Source organism: Streptomyces sp. NPDC014861 (assembly GCF_043081625.1).
Taxonomy (GTDB): domain Bacteria; phylum Actinomycetota; class Actinomycetes; order Streptomycetales; family Streptomycetaceae; genus Streptomyces.
The window spans coordinates 161,957-180,665 of sequence record NZ_JBIBWV010000006.1 but is presented as its reverse complement, the minus strand read 5'-3'; the positions used below and the strand labels follow the sequence as shown (position 1 = coordinate 180,665).

Genomic DNA, 18,709 nt, shown 5'->3' with positions numbered 1-18,709 from the left:
CTGTGTGGGACGACACACCGTACCCCCGCCCGCGCCTCCTCAGCCGAGGAGGACCACGTCCAGCTCCTCGCCCGGGTCGGCCGCGGTGCGGTCCTCCGGGACCACGAGCAGGCAGTCCGCGTGGGCGAGGGCGGCGATCAGGTGGGAGCCGGCACCGCCCACGGGGGTGACGGTGCCCGACTCGGCGTCGTACGTCCCCCGGAGGTACTGACGGCGGCCGGCCGGGGAGGAGAGCGGGGCGCCGGCCTCCAGGGTGGCGCGGACGACCGGGCGGTGCAGGTCGTCGAGGCCCATCAGGGCGCGGATCGCGGGGCGGACGAAGAGCTCGAAGGAGACGTACGAGGAGACCGGGTTGCCCGGCAGGGCGAGGAGCGGGATCTGCTCGGGACCGATCGCGCCGAAGCCCTGCGGCTTGCCCGGCTGCATGGCCAGCTTGCGGAAGTCGACCTGGCCGTCGGCGGTCAGCGCCTCCTTGACCACGTCGTAGGCGCCGACGCTGACGCCGCCGGTGGTGACGAGGAGGTCGGCCCGGATCAGCTGGTCCTCGATGGTGGCGCGGAGGGACTCGGCCTCGTCGGCGACCGCGCCGACCCGGTAGGCCAGGGCGCCCGCGTCCCGGGCGGCGGCGGCGAGCGCGAAGCTGTTGGAGTCGTGGATCTGACCGGGACCCAGTTCCTCGCCGGGCTGGACCAGTTCGCTGCCGGTGGACAGGACGACCACGCGCGGGCGGGGGCGGACGGTGACCGCGCCCCGGCCGATCGCGGCGAGCAGGCCGAGCTGGGGCGGGCCGAGGACCGTGCCGGCGGCGAGGGCGAGCTCTCCGGCCCGTACGTCGCTGCCGACCCGCCGGACGTGCGCGCCGGCCTCCGCCGCGCGGTGCACCCGCACCTCGCCGGCGGCGCCCTCCGGGGCGGTGCTCGCGGCCCGCATGCCGGTGGCGGCGCCCTCCCCCGCGCCGCCGTCGGTCCACTCGACCGGGACGACGGCCTCGGCGCCCGGCGGCAGCGGGGCGCCGGTCATGATCCGGGCGGCCTGTCCGGGGCCGATCTCCGGCAGTCCGCCGGCGCCCGCGGCGACGTCGCCGACGACGGTGAGGACCGCCGGGAACTCCTCGGTGGCGCCCGCGACGTCGGCGACGCGGACCGCGTACCCGTCCATGGAGCTGTTGTCGAACGGCGGCAGCGCGGCCGGCACCGTCACGTCCTCGACCAGGACGCATCCCTGCGCGTCGAGCAGCGGGAGCTCGATCGGGTCCAGGGGGCGGACGGTCGCCAGGATGTCGGCCAGGTGCTCGTCGACCGACCAGAGGCGCGCCCCGCTCCGGTCCGGCCCCGCGCAGGGGTCGCCGGGGCCGTGGTCGTGGTCGTGACCGTGGCCGTGGTCCCCGCCCCGCTGGTCCCGCCCCTGGGCCCGGCCCTGGTCCTGGTCCTGGGGGTCCTGGGACGGTGCCGTGTCGCTGCTCAAGGTCCTACATCTCCTCGTTGACGTATCTCCGGAGCCAGGCCCGGAAGTCCGGTCCCAGATCTTCACGTTCGCACGCGAGTCTGACAATGGCACGCAGATAGTCACCGCGGTCACCGGTGTCATAGCGGCGCCCCTTGAAGACGACGCCGTGCACCGGACCGCCCAGCTTCTCGTCGCTCGCCAGCTTCTGCAGGGCGTCGGTCAGCTGGATCTCGCCGCCCCGGCCGGGCTCGGTCTCCCGCAGCGTGCCGAAGACCGCCGGGTCGAGCACATAGCGGCCGATGACCGCGTAGTTGCTGGGCGCCTCGGCCGGTTCCGGCTTCTCCACCAGGTCCGTCACGCGCACCACGTCGCCGTCGGCGGTCGGCTCGACCGCCGCGCAGCCGTACAGATGGATCTGCGAGGGGTCGACCTCCATCAGCGCGACGACACTGCCGCCCTCGCGCTCCTGGATCTCCACCATCCGCGCGAGGAGGGGGTCGCGCGGATCGATCAGGTCGTCGCCGAGGAGGACCGCGAAGGGCTGGTCGCCGACGTGCGGGGCCGCGCAGAGCACCGCGTGGCCGAGGCCGCGGGGGGCGCCCTGGCGCACGTAGTGCATGGTGGCGAGGTCGTTCGACTCCTGGACCTTGGAGAGGCGCTCGCCGTCGCCCTTGCGGCTCAGCGCCTCCTCCAGCTCGTAGTTCCGGTCGAAGTGGTCCTCCAGCGGCCTCTTGTTCCGGCCTGTGATCATGAGCACGTCGGAGAGCCCGGCCGCGACGGCCTCCTCGACGACGTACTGGATCGCCGGCTTGTCGACGACCGGCAGCATCTCCTTCGGCGTCGCCTTCGTCGCCGGCAGGAAGCGGGTGCCGAGGCCGGCGGCCGGGATGACAGCCTTGCTGATCCGGCCGAGGCGGGGGAACGACTGATTCATGCAGGCACCTTAACCGCTGGGGAATGAGAGAAAGATGTGCCTCCGATTAACTTTCTCCCCATAAGAACAGCTAAGAGAGTTTTCCAGGGATCACCTGTGCAGAAAGAGGATCCGGACTTGTCCGAAAAGACCCTGCTGCGCCGCCGGCTGCTCGACGCCCGCGCCGCCCTCTCCCCCGACGTCCTCGCCCGCACCGCCGGCGAACTGGCCGGACACGGTGCCGAACTGCCCGAGCTGGCCGGTGCCGCCACCGTCGCCGCGTACGTCTCGGTCGGCCGCGAGCCCGGCACGCGCGTGCTGCTCGACGTCCTGCGCGCACGCGGGGTCCGGGTGCTGCTGCCGGTGCTGCTGCCCGACAACGACCTGGACTGGGCGGAGTACGAGGGCCGGGAGGCGCTGGCGAAGGCGGGCCGGGGCCTCCTGGAGCCGACCGGGCCCCGGCTCGGCCCGGACGCCGTGTGCGCGGCGGACGCGGTGCTGCTGCCGGGGCTCGCGGTGGACGCCCGCGGGATGCGGCTGGGGCGGGGCGGCGGCTCGTACGACCGGGTCCTCGCCCGCCTCGCACGCGCGCGCGTGGAGCCGGCCCTGGTCGTGCTCCTCTACGCGGACGAGGTGGTCGCGCGGGTCCCGGAGGAACCGCACGACCACCCCGTCCAGGCGGTGGTGACCCCGGAGGGGATCACCCGCTTCCGTGCCGCTACGGCTTGAGGAGCAGCGTGTCCTTCGCCGCCGCGTCGACCGCTGCCTTGCCGTAGGCCCAGTCGTACAGCTCGCCCCTGGCCCAGGCGTCCGTCTGGTCCGTGTAGTTGGCGTGGTAGGCGTGGCCGGACGCGCCGGTCAGGTTGATCCAGCGGGACTTGTCCCAGTCGCCGACGTTCACGACCATCCGCATCGACGGCACCCAGATGACCTCGTAGCCGCCCGCCGCGTTCCAGCCGGTGGCGTCGACCGCCGCCTCGCCGCCGCCCAGGTTCCACGGGCCGCGGTTGAGCAGGTACTGCACCATGCCGGGTCCGGCGGTGCCGAGGGTCTGGTTCTTCAGGGTCAGCTGGTGCAGCCGGCCCCAGCTCCAGCTGGAGACGTCCTTGCCGAGCTTGGCGGTCAGCTCCCAGCGGGCGTCCTTCATGGCCCGGGCGAGCAGCTGGTCACGGGTCTCGGTGGCCGGGTCGGTGCGGGTGGCGGAGGTCGTCCACCACTCGCTCCGGTCCTGCTTGAGGAGCGGGCGGACCACCTCGTACCAGCGGTCGCCGCCGTCCGGCTGGGCCGAGTCGGCGTCGCGCTCGCCGCACTCGCGGACCAGCTTGTTCTGCTCGTCGACCGGGCCGGTGCCGTCGACCGGGCGCACCTGGACGCAGTCGCCCTCGGCGCGCACCTCCTTGGGCAGCTTGTCGCCGAAGGACAGCTTGAGGACGTTGCGCCAGACCGCGTTGAAGTAGGCGGCGGCGGCCGAGTCGGGCTCCTGGGTGTAGTCCCAGCCCTCCAGGAGCTTCTGCGCCTCGCGGACGTACGGGTCGGAGATGTCGACCTTGAGCAGCAGCGGGTTGAGCAGGGCGGCGATCTCGCTGCGGTTGTCGGTCTGCATGGTCCGCATGTCGTCCGGCGAGATCTTGCCGCCGTCCTTGGTCTTCGACTCGATGAGGTCGTTGATCCGCTGGCTGCGGGAGCCGTAGCCCCAGTCCTTGGTGAGCAGGTCGGGGTACTGCTCCGGGGAGATCACGGCCTGGTTGGCGGTGACGATGTAGCCGCGGTCGGGGTTGTACTCGTACGGCAGCTGCTCGAAGGGGATGTACCCGGTCCAGCGGTAGCGGGAGTCCCAGCCGGGGGCGGGCAGGGTGCCGTCGCCGGTGGCGCGGCGCGGGATCTTGCCCGGGGACTGGTAGCCGATGTTGCCCTTGGTGTCGGCGTAGACGAGGTTCTGCGAGGGGACCTCGAAGTTCTTCGCGGCGGCCCTGAACTGCTCGAAGTCCTGGGCGCGGTTGAGCGCGAAGATCGCGTCCATCGACCGGCCGGGCTGGAGGGCGGTCCACTGGAGGGAGACGCCGTAGCCCTCGGCGCGGTCGGGGGCGGAGTTGCCGACGGGCGCCTTCTGGCCGACCTTCCCCAGTTCGGAGGAGCGGTCGGAGACGAGCGGGCCGCGGTCGGTGGAGCGGACGGTGATGGTCCGGTCCTCGCCTCCGGCGACCTTGATGGTCTCCTCGCGGGTGTCGAAGGGCTTGACCTTGCCGTCGACGAGGTAGCCCTCGGAGCTGACCTTCTCCAGGTAGAGGTCGGTGACGTCGGCGCCGAGGTTGGTGAGGCCCCAGGCGATGGAGTCGTTGTGGCCGATGATCACGCCGGGCATGCCGGAGAAGGTGTAGCCGGCGGTGTCGTAGCGGCAGGTGGCCGAGACGGAGCGGCAGTGCAGGCCCATCTGGTACCAGAGGGACGGCAGCATCGGCGCGAGGTGCGGGTCGTTGGCGAGCAGCGGCTTGCCGGAGGTGGTGAGGTCCCCGGAGACGACCCAGGAGTTGGAGCCGATGCCGTTGCCGTTGGGGCCGAGCAGCGCGGGGACCTCGTCGAGGACGTCGGAGAGGCCGGAGAGGGCGGCGAGCTGGGCGCTCGCGCCGCCGGAGCCGTCGCCCGAGCCCGTGCCCGTGCCGCCGTCGGACTCCTCGTCCTTGCCGGCCTTCGGGTCGAACTTCTTCGTCACCGGGTCAACCGTGCCGCGGTCCAGGATCGGCTGGTGCAGGTCGTACGGGTACTCCGGGTAGAGCTGCTTGATCTGGGCCGGGGTCAGCCGGCTGGTGAGCAGGGAGCGGTCGATCTCGTCCTGCATGTTGCCGCGCAGGTCCCAGGCCATGGCCTTGAGCCAGGCGACCGAGTCGACCGGGGTCCACGGCTCGATGGTGTAGTCGTTGGTGAGGGCGAGGGCCGCGTACTCGACGGAGACGTCCTTCGGCTGCCGGTCCTTCAGGTAGGCGTTGACGCCTTCCGCGTACGCCTGGAGGTACTTCTTCGTCTCCGGGGTCAGGACCTTGTCGTACTCCTGCTGCGCGACCTGGCGCCAGCCGAGGGTGCGCAGGAAGGCGTCGGTGTCGACCTGGCCCTCTCCGAACATCTCGGAGAGGCGCCCTGCGGTGAGGTGCCGGCGGACGTCCATCTCGTAGAAGCGGTCCTGCGCCTGGACGTAGCCCTGGGCGCGGAAGAGGTCGGGCTCGTTGTCCGCGTAGATCTGCGGGATGCCCTGGGCATCGCGCTTGACCTCGACGTCGCCGGAGAGCGCGTCGATCCGGACCTCGCCGGTGGTCTGCGGGAACGAGGCCCGGACGGTGCCCACTCCCCACCAGCCGCCGAAGGCGACGGCCCCGACCAGCGCAAGGACCAGGAGCAGGACGATCAGGCGGGCGCGCCTGCCTTTCTTCTTGGCGGGGGGCGCGGTCGTGTTGGAGGGCATCGCTGTCCTTCGAGGGGCAGGGTGGTCCTGGAGTACGGGAGCAACCTTAGGCGCAGCGCCTGAGCGCCCTGGACTCGGTGTCAGGGAGGAACCGCACTGATGACCGCATCCCAGAACGGCGGAACGCAAAGAAGGCGTCAAGAAAGCGTTAAAGATTAGGTAAGGTAACGAAGTACCCGCGGTGGAGGAACGATCCGGCGCGTGCGAGGGGAAGGAACGGCGCACTGACTGTCCACGAGCTCAACGAACTCCTGCTGATCAGCTCACTCGTGCTGCTGATCGCGGTCGCCGCCGTCCGGATCTCGTCCCGCAGCGGGCTCCCCAGCCTGCTGCTGTACCTCGGCATCGGCGTCGCCATCGGGCAGGACGGCATCGGCAACGTCGCCTTCGACAACGCCGAACTCACCCAGGTCATCGGCTACGCGGCCCTCGTCGTCATCCTCGCCGAGGGCGGTCTCGGCACGAAGTGGAAGGAGATCAAGCCGGCCCTGCCGGCCGCGGTCGTCCTCTCCACCCTCGGCGTCGCCGTCTCCGTCGGCATCACCGCCGCCGGCGCCCACTACCTCGTCGGCCTCGAGTGGCGGCAGGCCCTGATCATCGGCGCCGTCGTCTCCTCCACCGACGCCGCCGCCGTCTTCTCCGTCCTGCGCAAGGTGCCGCTGCCGTCCCGGGTCACCGGTGTGCTGGAGGCCGAGTCCGGCTTCAACGACGCCCCCGTCGTCATCCTCGTCGTCGCCTTCTCCTCGGCGGGACCCGTCGACGAGTGGTACATGCTCGTCGGGAAGATCGCCCTGGAGCTCGCGATCGGCGCCGCCATCGGCCTCGCCGTCGGCTTCGTCGGCGCGTACGGGCTCCGCCACGTCGCCCTGCCCGCCTCCGGCCTCTACCCGATCGCCGTCATGGCCATCGCCGTCACCGCCTACGCGGCCGGCGCGATCGCCCACGGCTCCGGCTTCCTCGCCGTCTACCTGGCCTCGATGGTCCTCGGCAACGCCAAGCTGCCGCACGCCCCCGCCAACCGCGGCTTCGCCGAGGGACTCGGCTGGATCGCCCAGATCGGCATGTTCGTCCTGCTCGGCCTGCTCGTCACCCCGCACGAGCTCGTCAACGACTTCTGGCCGGCCGTCGTCATCGGCCTCGTCCTCACCATGGTGGCCCGCCCCATGGAGGTCCTGGTCAGCCTGGCGCCCTTCCGCATCCCCTGGCAGGAGCAGGCCCTCATGTCCTGGGCCGGCCTGCGCGGAGCCGTCCCCATCATCCTCGCCACCATCCCGATGGTGGGGCAGATCGACGGCAGCGAGCGGATCTTCAACATCGTCTTCGTCCTGGTCGTCGTCTACACCCTCGTCCAGGGCCCGACCCTCCCCTACCTCGCGAAGGCCCTGAAGCTCGGCGACTCCTCCGGCGCCGCCGACCTCGGCGTCGAGTCCGCCCCGCTGGAGCGGCTCCGCGGCCACCTGCTCTCGGTCGCCATCCCCGAGGGCTCCCGGATGCACGGCGTCGAGGTCGCCGAGCTGCGGCTGCCCACCGGAGCCGCCGTCACCCTCGTCGTACGGGAGGACGCCAGCTTCGTACCGGGCCCGGCGACCGTGCTGCGCCGAGGTGACGAACTCCTCGTCGTCGCCACCGACCCGGTCCGCGACGCCACCGAGCGCCGGCTGCGCGCGGTCGGCCAGGGCGGCAAGCTCGCCGGCTGGCTCGGCACCGGGGACGGACGCAAGGCGGTCACGACGACGGCGACCCGCTTCCACCGGCCGGCGTCGGTGACGGGAAAGCCCAGGACGTCCGCTGCGGGAAACCCCGCGGCGGGGACGTCCGTCACCGAGGCCGCGGCGGAGAAGAACAAGCGCACGGAACGTTAATCACAGGCATTATTTCGGGGTCGGGAGCGTTCTTCCCTGTGGAATCACAGGCAGGAGGACGCTCCTCCCTGTACCATGAAGGCACACTTGATCGAACCAACTCTGCCTGACGCAGAGCTGGCGCGACCGTATGGCGGCCGCGGTGCACCCTCCCGCAGTGGGGGCCCTCCCGGTATCTACCGCAGTTCCGCGCAAGAGGACAGCTCTCGGCGAGACCGGCACCACCGTGCCCGCGCGCTACCAGGCGGCAGAAAGGCCAGGACCGTGGCGTCCACGGTCGTCTCCGAGAAGCGGCCCGGCTACGGGCAGCTGCTGCGCACCCCCGGTGCGCTCTCCTTCCTGATCCCCGGCTTCGCCGCACGGCAGCCCTTCGCGATGCTGACCATCGGCATCGTCCTGCTCGTCCAGCACACCACCGGTTCCTACGGCAGCGCCGGCGCCGTCGCCGCCGTCACCGGTGTCTCCATGGCGGTCTTCGCCCCGCAGAGCGGCAAGCTCGCCGACCGCTTCGGCCAGCGGGCCGTCCTCGTCCCGGGCGTCCTCGTCCACTCCGCGTCCGTCGTGCTGCTCGTCGTGCTCGCGCTGGCCGGCGCCCCGCTGTGGGCGCTGTTCCTCGCCGCCGTGCCCGCCGGAGCCTCCGTCCCGCAGGTCGGCCCCATGGTCCGGGCCCGCTGGGCGGCCAAGCTCGACGGCACGCCGCTGATGCCGACCGCAGCGGCCTTCGAGTCCGTCACCGACGAGTTCACCTTCGTCGTCGGCCCCGTCCTCGCCACCGCCCTGTGCACCGGCGTCCACCCGGCGGCCGGCCTGATCACCGAAGCCGCCCTCACCCTCGTCGGCGGCCTCTTCTTCGCCGCCCAGCGCGCCACCCAGCCCGCGTACGGCCTCCTCGCCGCCGCCGGGCACGCCGACGCCGAACCGCACCGCTCCGCGCTGTCCGTCCCCGGCGTCCGCGTCCTGATCGTCGCCTTCCTCGGCATCGGCGCCGTCTTCGGCGGCATGCAGGTCTCGCTCACCGCCTTCAGCGAGGAGATCGGCAACCCCGGCGCCAACGGCCTGCTCTACGGCGTCTTCGCGGCCGGCAACATGCTCGCCGGCATCGCCATGGGCGCCATCGCCTGGAAGACCGGCCCCCGCCGCCGCCTGATCCTCGGCTACACCGGCCTCACCCTCGCCGCCGCCCTGCTGTGGACGGCGCACTCCGTGGTGCTGCTCGCCGCCCTCGGCCTCGTCGTCGGCCTGTGCATCGCCCCGGCGCTGATCACCGGCTACACCATCGTCGAGACCCTGATCCCGGCCACCGCCCGCACCGAGGCGTTCACCTGGCTCACCGGCGCCGTCGCCCTCGGCCAGGCGCTGGCCGTCACGGTCGCCGGCCGCCTCGCCGACGCCCACGGCTCCACCGCCGGATTCCTCGTCCCGGCCGCCGGCACCGCGCTCGCCTTCGTCACGCTCGTCGCGCTGCGCGGAAAGCTCAAGCCGCGCGAGGCGAGCCGCGTCGCGGCACGGGTCGCCGCACCCGCTTCCGCACCGGCCCCGGCATCAGCCCCGGCACCCGCCCCGACGCGGGTCACGGCATCGGCCTCGGCACGTGGTGTCGGTCACCGCGTACCGGTGACGGTGGACTGAACCCGCGGAATACGTCACTATGGAACGTCGTTAGCACTCGATGAGTGTGAGTGCCAGGAGGAAGACTAGTGCCGACCTACCAGTACCAGTGCACCGAGTGCGGCGAGGGCCTTGAGGCGGTCCAGAAGTTCACGGATGACGCACTGACCGAGTGCCCCGCCTGCCACGGCCGCCTCAAGAAGGTGTTCTCCGCCGTCGGCATCGTCTTCAAGGGCTCCGGCTTCTACCGGAACGACAGCCGTGGCTCCTCGTCCAGCAGCTCCCCGGCCTCGAAGAGCTCGGCGTCCTCGACGACGTCCACCTCCTCGACCGCGTCGGACGCGAAGCCGGCCTCGACGACGTCCACCTCGACGTCCTCGTCGTCGTCCTCGACCCCCGCCGCCTGAGGCACCCCGCACCACCGCCCGGCCCCGGCTCCCCCTCGTGGGACCGGGGCCGCGGCGTGTCCGGGGGCCGACGGCGGTGCGGGGGCGGGCTTCCGGGCGTCCGGGCGTCCGGACGCCCGGGTGTACGGACGTCCCGGAAGGGGCCGGGTGCCCGCCCGGAGGCTGCGTAGGGTGACGGCATGGCGACGACTCCAGACACCCGCACCAGTGCCGCCCACGCGGACGGCCACGGGGACAACGACAACCGTCACGATCACGACGACCGTGACGATCGCGACGGCCGTCACGACCACGACGGCCGCGACGACTACGCCGAGATCGGCGTGATCGGCGGGTCCGGCTTCTACTCCTTCCTCGACGACGTCCGCGAGGTCCCCGTCACCACGCCCTACGGCGACCCCAGCGACTCCCTCTTCCTCGGCGAAGTGGCCGGCCGCCGCGTCGCCTTCCTCCCCCGCCACGGACGCGGCCACCGCATCCCCCCGCACCGGATCAACTACCGCGCCAACCTCTGGGCCCTGCGCTCCGTCGGCGTCCGCCAGGTCCTCGGCCCCTGCGCCGTCGGCGGACTGCGCCCCGAGTACGGCCCCGGCACCCTCCTCGTCCCCGACCAGCTCGTCGACCGGACGAAGACCCGCGCCCAGACCTACTTCGACGGCGAGCCGCTCCCCGACGGCACCGTCCCCCGCGTCGTCCACATCTCCTTCGCCGACCCCTACTGCCCCGACGGGCGCCAGGTCGCCGTCAAGGCCGCCCGCGGCCGCGACTGGCAGGCCGTCGACGGCGGCACCCTCGTCGTCGTCGACGGCCCCCGCTTCTCCAGCCGCGCCGAATCCCGCTGGCACGCGGCCAACGGCTGGTCCGTCGTCGGCATGACCGGCCACCCCGAAGCCGTCCTCGCCCGCGAACTCGGCCTCTGCTACACCTCCCTCACTCTCGTCACCGACCTCGACGCGGGCACCGAGACCGGCGAGGGCGTCTCCCACACCGAGGTCCTGCGCGTCTTCGGCGAGAACATCGGCCGGCTCCGCGACGTCCTCTTCGACGCGATCGGCGCCCTCCCGGCCACGGCGGACCGCGACTGTCTCTGCACTCATGCCCACGATGGATGGAACCTCGGCATCGAACTGCCGTAGAACCCGTCAAATCCCTCGCACGGGTGGCCGAGTTGTCCACAGACCGTGGACCGTCCACAGGCCGGAGCGGGATCGGAGGACGAGCGGGACAGTGGCCGCATGAACACGACGCGGACCACTGTCCCCACCCTCGCCCGACTCGCCTCCACCCCGACCCCCACCCCGACCCCCACTCCGGCCCCCGCCTCCCCCTACCTCCCCGCCCTCCCCTTCCTTCCCGCCTCCGACGCCGCTTCCGCCCCCGGCTTCGCCCCCTCTCCCGGCTCCTCCCCCGCCCCCGCCTCCGTCCCCGCACAGTGCGAGGTGCCGGAGTTCGCGCCGCTGCGGGTCCGCGGCGGCCGGTTCCGGCCCCGGCTGCGCCGGGCGCCCGGCGCTCTCCTCCTCCTGACCGCCGCCGCCCTGGCCCTGACCGCCGCGCTGCCGGGCGGGACTGCCGGCCGGCACGACCCCGGACCCCGCCCCGGCTCCGCGCCCGCCGCCCGCTCCCCCGTCCCCGCCGCCGCTCCGGCTCCCGCCCAGCTCGTCTCCGCACCGGTGCGGATCGCGGACGCACAGGCCGTACGGCTCCTGCGCGCCGGCGACCGCGTGGACGTCATCGCCGCACCGTCCGTCGACTCCACTCCCGGAGAAGGCGACAGCTCGGTACGGGTCGTGGCACGGTCCGCCCGGGTGGCCGAAGTCCCGCACTCGGGCGAGACTCGTCCGGACGGAGGGGCGTTGATCGTCCTGGCCGTGCCCCGGGCGACCGCGACAGCGCTGGCGGGTGCCGGTGTCACCTCCCAACTGGCGGTGACACTGTGCTGATTCGCACGGACACACTGTCAAGTCACCGTCTCGTGTGTACGGATTGGACGGCCCCGCGCGCTTCACGGCCTAATGGCTGCGCGCACGCGCACAGCACACACAGCAGCACATCCGAAGAAAGGCACCTCGGTGGCCGAGAAGAAGGAAAGCGTGATGGCGGGCTTCAAGGCCTTCCTGATGCGCGGAAACGTGATCGACCTGGCGGTGGCGGTCGTCATCGGTGCCGCGTTCACCAACATCGTGAACTCGGTGGTCAAGGGCATCATCAACCCCATCGTGGGCGCCTTCGGCACGAAGGACCTGGAGAGCTACGCGAGCTGCATCAAGGACCCCTGCCGGATCGTCGACGGCGAGATGCAGGGCATCCAGCTCCAGTGGGGCCTGGTGCTGAGCGCCATCCTCAGCTTCATCATCACCGCGGCCGTCGTCTACTTCCTGATGGTCCTGCCGATGGCCAAGGTCCTCGCCAAGCGCGCCGCGCACGACAAGGCGAAGGAGGGCGTCCAGGAGACCATGGAGGTCAGCGAGCTGGAGGTGCTCAAGGAGATCCGCGACCACCTGATCGCGCAGCGCGGCCCCGGCACCGGCACGAACACGCACCCCACCCCCTGACCGGAGGGGCGCCCCGGCGTCAGAGGTGGTGCGGCGGCTTCTCGTCGAGGAAGCGCGCGAGGTCGGCGGCACTGCCGCCGGCCGGAGGCCGCTCGCCCCACCCGCGGTCCGTGTCGTCCGCGGACTGCGCGTCCAGCGGATCGTCGAAGACGATCACCGGCTTCGGAGGGCTCTCGGAATTCGGCCGAACGCCGTTCGGCTTCGCGTCTCGCGGTCCGTGGGCGGGGGCGGTGCTCATGTCTTCAGAGTACGCCCGCCGGCCCGCCCCGGACCCGCCTGATCAGCGGTCCTTCGGATCCAGCGCCCACAGGCCGAGGACCACCAGGAACGACAGGACGAGGAATCCCGCGCCCCACCACGCGGTGCCGGTGTCGCCCGACATCCACTCGTCCACCACGATCGTCAGCCCCCAGAGCTGGCCGATCACCACCGTGAGCGCCAGCGCCAGCCGCGCCGACAGTTTCGAGGAGCGCTCCGGCTCCTGCTCCGTGCCCGCACCGGGACCCGGCCCGGTGTGCCGGATCCGCGGGTCGCCGTACCCGCTGGTGGGCCGGATCTGCGGATAGCGCTCGTGCACCGGCCGGTTCAGCCGCGGCTGCGCGCTGCCCGGCCGGTACGAGGGCGGGGCCGGCGGGGGCGGGGTGCCCGCCGGGCGCGGGGCCTCCGGGTCCTGCGGAAAGGGGCTCTCCGTCATGTGCGCGCGCTCCTCTCGGCGGCCGCGCCGGCGCCGGACCGCTCACGGCAGAGCCGCAGCGCGTCGCCCTGCTGGCGGCACAGCCCCTCCTCCAGGCTCTCGCCGGAGCGGGCGGTGCCGATCGCCCAGACACTGCCGTCGACCTGCTCGATCAGGATCACCTTGGGCAGGCCGCGCGGCGGCGGCCCGGCCGTGACCGCTCCCGTACGGGCGTCGAAGACGCCTTCGTGGCAGGGGCAGTACAGCTCGCCCTCGCTGCCCCGGTCGCTGCGCCACAGGACGGCGCAGGCGAGGTGGGTGCAGACAGCGGAGTAGCCGGCCAGGGTGCCGTCCTCCATGCGGACGGCGATGGCGCGGTCCTCGTCCCCGGGGTAGCGGAAGGCGAGCGACTCCCCCGGCAGGATCTGGTCGGCGATCTTCTTCGGCTCGGGGGCGCCCTCGCTGTCGCCGTGGCGGTGCAGGATGCCGGAGGCGACGCCGATGCCGCCGACGGCGAGGCCGCCGGAGACGGTGGCGACGATCCGCAGGTAGTCGCGGCGGGTGGTGAGGGAGTCGGCGGCGATCCGGTCGTGGAGCGCCTCCTGGGCCGCGTCGGCGCCGGCTTCCGGCGCGGGAGGCTGCGGGTCGGTGACGCTCATCGGGCGCCCTCCTGTCGCCCGCCGCCGCCCTTGTTCGCGTTCGCTTCGCTCACGTCCACTCCATTGATCTCGACGACGGGCAGACCGCCGGGGACGGGCCACTGGACCTTGTCGGCGGGCACGACCATCGCCACGCCGGTGGTGACGGTGGTGCTGCCGAAGGTGAAGGAGTCGGCCACCTGGACTCCGGGGCGCTCGGCGCGGAGTTCCTCGAGGGTGCCGTAGAAGAGGGCGCCGGTGGGGCAGACGGTGGCGCACATGGGCGCGAGGCCGTACGCGGTGCGGTCGTAGCAGAGGTTGCACTTCAGCTGGAGCTTCGCCTGGAGGTCGATCTTCGGCACGCCGAAGGGGCAGGCGTTGACGCAGTTGGCGCAGCCGATGCAGCGGGTGGTGTCGGCCTGCTGCACCACGCCGTCGGCGGTCACCAGGATCGCGTCGGCGGGGCAGACCTCGGCGCAGGGGGCGACGGGGTCCTCACAGTGCATGCAGACGGTGGGAAGGGAGGCGACGGAGTGACCTTCGTCGGTGTAGTCGAGGTGGATCATCGACTTGCCTCGGTGCGAGTCGCATTCGCGGCAGGCGGAGACGCAGGCCTGGCAGCCGATGCAGCGGCCCGGGTCGATGAAGATCGTGCGGCCCATCATGTGCGGTCAGCTCCTCTCCGCGGTGCCACGGCCCTGCGGGGACGTGGGCGGCAGGGGGTCGGTGCGGGAGACCTGGGTCTCGGGGTAGGCGAGCTGTCCCGGGGCGGTCGGGGGCGCGGGCACCTCGTCGACGCGTTCGGCGGCCTCGATGCGGGCGGCGCAGACCTTGTACTCGGGGATCTTCGAGCGGGGGTCGAGGGCGTCGATGGTGAGGGCGTTCGCGGCGGTGGGGACGGGCCAGTGGTAGGGGACGAAGACGGTGTCGGGGCGGATGGCCTCGGTGACCAGGGCGGGGAAGACCTCGCTGCCGCGGCGGGTCACGACCCGTACCGGATCGCCGTTGCGGAAGCCGTGGGAGGGGTGCACCTCGACCCAGGGGCGGGGGGTCTGCTCCACGAGGGCGCCGAGCCGGCGGGTCTGGTTGCCGGAGAGGAAGTGGGCGACGGTGCGGCCGGTGGTGAGCGAGAGCGGGAACTCCTCGCTGTACGGGTCCATCGGCGGGTGCCACTCGACGACCTGCATGTGGATCCTGCCGTCGGGGTGGTAGGTCCGTCCGTCCTCGAAGAGGCGGGGGGTGCCGGGGTGCTCGGTGGTCGGGCAGGGCCAGGCGATGCCGCCGGTCTCCTCCAGGCGCTCGTAGGTGATGCCGTAGTAGTCGTTGACGGTGCCGGCGGAGGCGATCCTCAGCTCCTCGAAGACGGAGCGGGAGTCGGGGAAGGCGAACTTGTCGCCGGCGCCGAGCCGCTTGGCGAGCTCGCACATCACCCAGGTGTCGGTGCGGACCCCGGCGGGGGGTTCCTGGGCCTTGTTGTGCTTGACGACGCGGGCCTCGGCGTTCGCCATCACGCCCTCGTCCTCGGCCCAGACGGTGACGGGGAAGACGACGTGGGCGTTGGCCGCGGTCTCGGAGAGGAAGAAGTCGAACTGGGCGTGGAACTGGAGGGTGTCGTACCCCTCCTTGACCGTGGCGTAGTTCGGCAGGGAGACGAAGGGGTTGTTGCAGATGCCGATGAGGCCGCGGATCTCGGCGCGCTGCATCTGCCAGACCATCTCCATCATGGAGGTTCCGGCGGGCGGGAGCTCGGACTCCTCGATGCCCCAGATCTCGCAGATCTGGCGGCGGTGCTCGGGGTTGGAGATGGAACGCCCGCCGGGGAGGAGGTCGGACTTCTGGCCGTGCTCGCGGCCGCCCTGGCCGTTGCCCTGGCCGGTGATGGTGCCGTAGCCGGCGCCGGGCTTGCCGATGTTCCCGGTGGCGACGCAGAGGTTGATGATGGTGAGGCAGTTCTCGACGCCCTGGGAGTGGTGCTCGACGCCGCGGGCGTGCCAGGCCATCGCCTTCCCCGCCCCGGCGAACATGCGGGCGACCTGGACGATCTGCTCCTCGGGGACGCCGCAGATCTGCGCGGAGCGGGACGGCGGGTATTCGGCGACGGTGGCCCTGACCTCGTCCCAGCCGGTGGTGTGGCCGGCGAGGTAGGCCTCGTCGGTGAGCCCTTCCGCGACGATCACGTGCAGCACCGCGTTGAAGAAGGCGGAGTCGGTGCCGGGCTTGAGGGCGACGTGGACGTCGGCGGTGCGGGCGATGGCGGTCTGCCGGGGGTCCACCACGATCAGGCTCGCGCCCCGGTCGCGGGCGCCCCACAGGTACTGGGTCATCACCGGGAAGCACTCGCCGACGTTGGACCCGGCGATGAGGAGGCAGTCGGTGAGGAGGATGTCGGAGAAGGGGTTGCCGGCCCGGTCGATGCCGAAGGCGAGCTTGTTGGCGCCGGCGGCGGAGACCATGCAGAGGCGGCCGTTGTAGTCGACGTGCTTGGTCTTCAGGGCGACGCGGGCGAACTTGCCGACGAGGTAGGTCTTCTCCGAGTAGAGGCTGGCGCCGCCGAGGAGCCCGAAGGAGTCGTTGCCGTACTCGCCCTGGATCCGGCGGATCTCGGCGACGGTGTGGTCGAGCGCCTCCTCCCAGCTGACCGGCCGGAACTCCTCGTCCCGGTTGCGCCGCATCAGCGGGGAGGTGAGCCGGTCGGGGTGGTTGACCTGCTGATAGGCGTTGATGCCCTTGGGGCAGAGCCGCATCCGGTTGATGTCGTGGTTGCGGGGCTCGACGCCGAAGACCTTGCCCGCGCGGTCGACACGCAGGTACATGCCGCACTGCACGCCGCAGAAGCAGCAGTGGGTGGGGACGAGGGTCTCCCCGTTCTGGTCGGCGTGCCAGCGGTCGGCGGGGATCCCGCCGGCGTCCCGGAAGTTGCGGGTGCCGGGCGGCGCGACGGACGGGTCGAGCGGCAGCGCGCGGGAGGGGTCGGTCGCGGTCACTTACTTGAAGCCCTTCTTGACGTGGGTGAGGTAGGCGTTGCCGCGCAGGACGCGCTTGCAGCGGGGGCAGTACTCGGCCCATTCGTCGAAGTCGAGCTTGAGGTCCTTCATGGTGCCGCGCAGGTTGTCGACGTAGTCGGGGGTGTCGATCGGCTCGTGGCAGCGGCGGCAGGTCTGGAGTTCCTCGTCGGCGCCGTCCTTGCGGCGGGAGGTGTACTTGAAGAGCTGCATGCCGACGGCGGCGGGCCGCTGGACGATGTGGAAGAACTTCCCGAAGGGGATGTAGATGAGGGTGAAGACGACCGAGACCATGTGGAGGATCGCCAGGAACTCGTAGCCGCCGCCGTGCAGGAAGATCGACGAGAAGGTGAGCAGCAGGCCGGTGACCGAGATGACGATGAGGGCGATCAGCGGGATCAGGTCGTAGGCGAAGCGCTGGCCGGTGATGGCGCCCCGGTCCTTCATGCGCCGCCACAGGAAGTAGGAGGCGCCGGCGATGACGAGGACGGCGGCGATGTCCAGGCCGTGGAACATGAGCCAGCCGATGGCGTTGAGCGCGTTGAAGCCGAGGACCTTGAAGCCCCAGATCCGCATCTCGTAGCCGGGGCCGTCACCGCTGTCCGAGGTGAAGGTGAACCAGCCCCAGGTGAGCGGGAAGGTGATGAGCGCGGCGAGGATGCAGCCCCAGAAGAGGAGCTGGTGAGCGGCCCAGCGGGCGTGCGAGCGGGCGCCGAGGAACTTCTGGAAGCCGAGATAGGTGGCGATCATCCTCGGCAGCGCGGTGGGGGCCTTGCGGAAGTTCGCTGCGGAGAAGAAGGAGCGCCAGCCCTGGCGGAAGAGGCGCCGGGCGCCGGGGGCGGAGATCCAGACGGTGTACCGGTAGGCGACGCCGAAGGCGAGGAAGACGGTGGCGACGGCATAGGGCAGCAGCGCCGAGTCGAAGTCGCGGAGCAGCCGGCTGCCGAAGACGATCGCGAGGATCAGGAGGGCGGAGACGACGGTGCCGGCGAGGACGGCGCGGCGGCGGACGGCTGCGGGGGTCTGGCGCGCGCGGCCGTCCGGGACCGGGGCGGACGCCTCCGGCTCGGGGGTGGTGGGCTCGGCGGTCTGCGGTGGCTCGGTCACGGAGCCACGGTAGGACGTATGTGCACTTTGGGCCCGTTTTGAGCCCCTGGGGAGTGAACGCGTCGCGCCCGGCGGAGGCCGGCGGGCTCAGACCGCGTTCAGGCCGTGGGACCGGAAGACCTCACGGACGGCCGCGACCTGCCCGGGGTCGGGCGACGGGGTGTCATGGAGGGTGAACGGCATGTCCAGCGCCTGCCATTTGGCCTCGCCCAGCTTGTGGAAGGGGAGGACGTCGACACGGGACACGTTGCCGAGTCCGCCGGCGAAGGCGGCGACGCCCTCGACGTTGGCGGGGTCGTCGGTGAGACCGGGGACGAGGACGAAGCGGACGTGCACGTCCTGCCCGAGATCGGCGAGACGGCGGGCGAAGTCCAGAGTGGGCTCCAACGGCCGACCGGTGACCTTCCGGTACGTCTCCGGGTCCCAGGACTTGATGTCGAGGAGGACCAGATCGGTGTCGCGAAGCAGGGCGTCGGTGGCGCGGGCACCGAGGAAGCCGGAGGTGTCCAGGGCGGTGTGCAGGCCGAGCTCGTGCTTCATGCGGTGCAGCAGCTCGCCGGTGAACACGGGCTGGAGGAGCGGTTCGCCGCCGGAGACGGTGGCACCACCGCCGGAGGCGGAGATGAAACGGACGTACTTGGCCGCCTCGGCGATCACGTCGTCGGCGGAGGTCCGCTTGCCGTTCCGCATCCTCCAGGTGTCCGGGTTGTGGCAGTAGAGGCAGGTCAGCGGGCAGCCGGAGAGGAAGGTGACGAAGCGGGTGCCGGGCCCGTCGACGCCGGTGGACAGGTCCCAGGAGTGCACCGAGCCCTCGGACGGACGGTGGGTCGCGGCGGCGGCCGGGGTGACCGCCCGGACCGGGGCGGCGACGGGGCGGACGGGGATGTCCGGTCCGAGGAGCGTGACCATGGCAGGGCCTCCTGAGGGAGGAAGAGGTGGGTGGTGGGGTGGGGAGGGGGAGGGGGGAGGGGCCCCCTCCCCCCCCTTCTGCGTTGCGCGCCGCGCCGCGCCGTACCGCGCCGCGCCGTGCCGTACCGCGCCGCGCCG

Annotated in this window: 17 protein-coding genes; 7 read left to right on the top strand and 10 right to left on the bottom strand. The window is 72.0% G+C overall.

The annotated features are described in order from the left end of the window. Nucleotides 1-39: 39 nt before the first annotated feature. Both glp and galU read right to left on the bottom strand, forming a co-directional pair. Nucleotides 40-1,287 carry a gephyrin-like molybdotransferase Glp gene (gene glp, locus ACF1BN_RS15215; protein WP_392332299.1) on the bottom strand — a complete coding sequence of 416 codons (1,248 nt, stop codon included), beginning with the start codon at nucleotides 1,285-1,287 and terminating at the stop codon, nucleotides 40-42. A gap of 181 nt (nucleotides 1,288-1,468) precedes the next feature. Continuing rightward, nucleotides 1,469-2,380, bottom strand: a complete 912-nt coding sequence (gene galU / locus ACF1BN_RS15210; RefSeq protein ID WP_392332082.1) for a UTP--glucose-1-phosphate uridylyltransferase GalU — start codon at nucleotides 2,378-2,380, stop codon at nucleotides 1,469-1,471. Nucleotides 2,381-2,497: 117 nt separating this feature from the next. Here galU and ACF1BN_RS15205 point away from each other — a divergent pair, with 117 nt between their 5' ends. Beyond that, nucleotides 2,498-3,088, top strand: coding sequence for a 5-formyltetrahydrofolate cyclo-ligase (locus ACF1BN_RS15205; protein WP_392332081.1), 591 nt, complete (start codon nucleotides 2,498-2,500; stop codon nucleotides 3,086-3,088). Here ACF1BN_RS15205 and ACF1BN_RS15200 read toward each other — a convergent pair. Beyond that, nucleotides 3,078-5,813, bottom strand: a complete 2,736-nt coding sequence (locus tag ACF1BN_RS15200) for a penicillin acylase family protein (RefSeq protein WP_392332080.1) — start codon at nucleotides 5,811-5,813, stop codon at nucleotides 3,078-3,080. The genes ACF1BN_RS15205 and ACF1BN_RS15200 overlap by 11 nt on opposite strands. A gap of 269 nt (nucleotides 5,814-6,082) precedes the next feature. On the opposite strand from ACF1BN_RS15200, the gene ACF1BN_RS15195 reads away from it, so the two are divergent. The 6 genes from ACF1BN_RS15195 (at nucleotide 6,083) to mscL (ending at nucleotide 12,242) form a co-directional block, all read left to right on the top strand. Next, nucleotides 6,083-7,675 (top strand): potassium/proton antiporter, encoded by a 1,593-nt coding sequence (locus ACF1BN_RS15195; protein WP_392332079.1) that lies wholly within the window; start codon nucleotides 6,083-6,085, stop codon nucleotides 7,673-7,675. A gap of 264 nt (nucleotides 7,676-7,939) precedes the next feature. Further along, nucleotides 7,940-9,304: an MFS transporter gene (locus ACF1BN_RS15190; protein WP_392332078.1), complete on the top strand. Its 1,365-nt coding sequence runs from the start codon at nucleotides 7,940-7,942 to the stop codon at nucleotides 9,302-9,304. Between the two features lie 68 nt (nucleotides 9,305-9,372). Further along, nucleotides 9,373-9,690 (top strand): FmdB family zinc ribbon protein, encoded by a 318-nt coding sequence (locus tag ACF1BN_RS15185; protein WP_392332077.1) that lies wholly within the window; start codon nucleotides 9,373-9,375, stop codon nucleotides 9,688-9,690. 179 nt (nucleotides 9,691-9,869) lie between these two features. Beyond that, the gene (locus ACF1BN_RS15180; RefSeq protein ID WP_392332076.1) at nucleotides 9,870-10,826 is read left to right on the top strand and encodes an S-methyl-5'-thioadenosine phosphorylase; all 957 of its coding nucleotides are present in this window, start codon (nucleotides 9,870-9,872) and stop codon (nucleotides 10,824-10,826) included. A 99-nt stretch (nucleotides 10,827-10,925) separates the two neighbouring features. Continuing rightward, on the top strand, nucleotides 10,926-11,630 hold the full coding sequence (locus tag ACF1BN_RS15175; RefSeq protein WP_392332075.1) for a hypothetical protein: 705 nt from the start codon (nucleotides 10,926-10,928) through the stop codon (nucleotides 11,628-11,630). A gap of 153 nt (nucleotides 11,631-11,783) precedes the next feature. Continuing rightward, entirely contained in the window at nucleotides 11,784-12,242 is a 459-nt protein-coding gene (mscL, locus tag ACF1BN_RS15170) for a large conductance mechanosensitive channel protein MscL (RefSeq protein ID WP_392332074.1), read from the top strand. A gap of 19 nt (nucleotides 12,243-12,261) precedes the next feature. Here mscL and ACF1BN_RS15165 read toward each other — a convergent pair whose 3' ends face one another. The 7 genes from ACF1BN_RS15165 to pflA form a co-directional block, all read right to left on the bottom strand. After that, nucleotides 12,262-12,480 (bottom strand): hypothetical protein, encoded by a 219-nt coding sequence (locus ACF1BN_RS15165; protein WP_392332073.1) that lies wholly within the window; start codon nucleotides 12,478-12,480, stop codon nucleotides 12,262-12,264. Between the two features lie 42 nt (nucleotides 12,481-12,522). Continuing rightward, nucleotides 12,523-12,936 (bottom strand): hypothetical protein, encoded by a 414-nt coding sequence (locus ACF1BN_RS15160; RefSeq protein WP_392332072.1) that lies wholly within the window; start codon nucleotides 12,934-12,936, stop codon nucleotides 12,523-12,525. Then, the gene (locus ACF1BN_RS15155) at nucleotides 12,933-13,574 is read right to left on the bottom strand and encodes a ubiquinol-cytochrome c reductase iron-sulfur subunit (protein WP_392332071.1); all 642 of its coding nucleotides are present in this window, start codon (nucleotides 13,572-13,574) and stop codon (nucleotides 12,933-12,935) included. Before ACF1BN_RS15155 ends, ACF1BN_RS15160 begins: the two co-directional genes overlap by 4 nt. Next, nucleotides 13,571-14,218 (bottom strand): 4Fe-4S dicluster domain-containing protein, encoded by a 648-nt coding sequence (locus ACF1BN_RS15150; protein WP_392332070.1) that lies wholly within the window; start codon nucleotides 14,216-14,218, stop codon nucleotides 13,571-13,573. The genes ACF1BN_RS15155 and ACF1BN_RS15150 overlap by 4 nt, the downstream gene beginning before the upstream one ends. A gap of 6 nt (nucleotides 14,219-14,224) precedes the next feature. Further along, nucleotides 14,225-16,537 (bottom strand): molybdopterin oxidoreductase family protein, encoded by a 2,313-nt coding sequence (locus ACF1BN_RS15145; protein ID WP_392332069.1) that lies wholly within the window; start codon nucleotides 16,535-16,537, stop codon nucleotides 14,225-14,227. Further along, complete coding sequence (locus tag ACF1BN_RS15140; RefSeq protein WP_392332068.1) at nucleotides 16,538-17,662, bottom strand: MFS transporter; 1,125 nt, start codon at nucleotides 17,660-17,662, stop codon at nucleotides 16,538-16,540. It lies immediately after the preceding gene. 87 nt (nucleotides 17,663-17,749) lie between these two features. Then, on the bottom strand, nucleotides 17,750-18,571 hold the full coding sequence (gene pflA / locus ACF1BN_RS15135) for a pyruvate formate-lyase-activating protein (RefSeq protein WP_392332067.1): 822 nt from the start codon (nucleotides 18,569-18,571) through the stop codon (nucleotides 17,750-17,752). Between the last annotated feature and the right edge of the window lie 138 nt (nucleotides 18,572-18,709).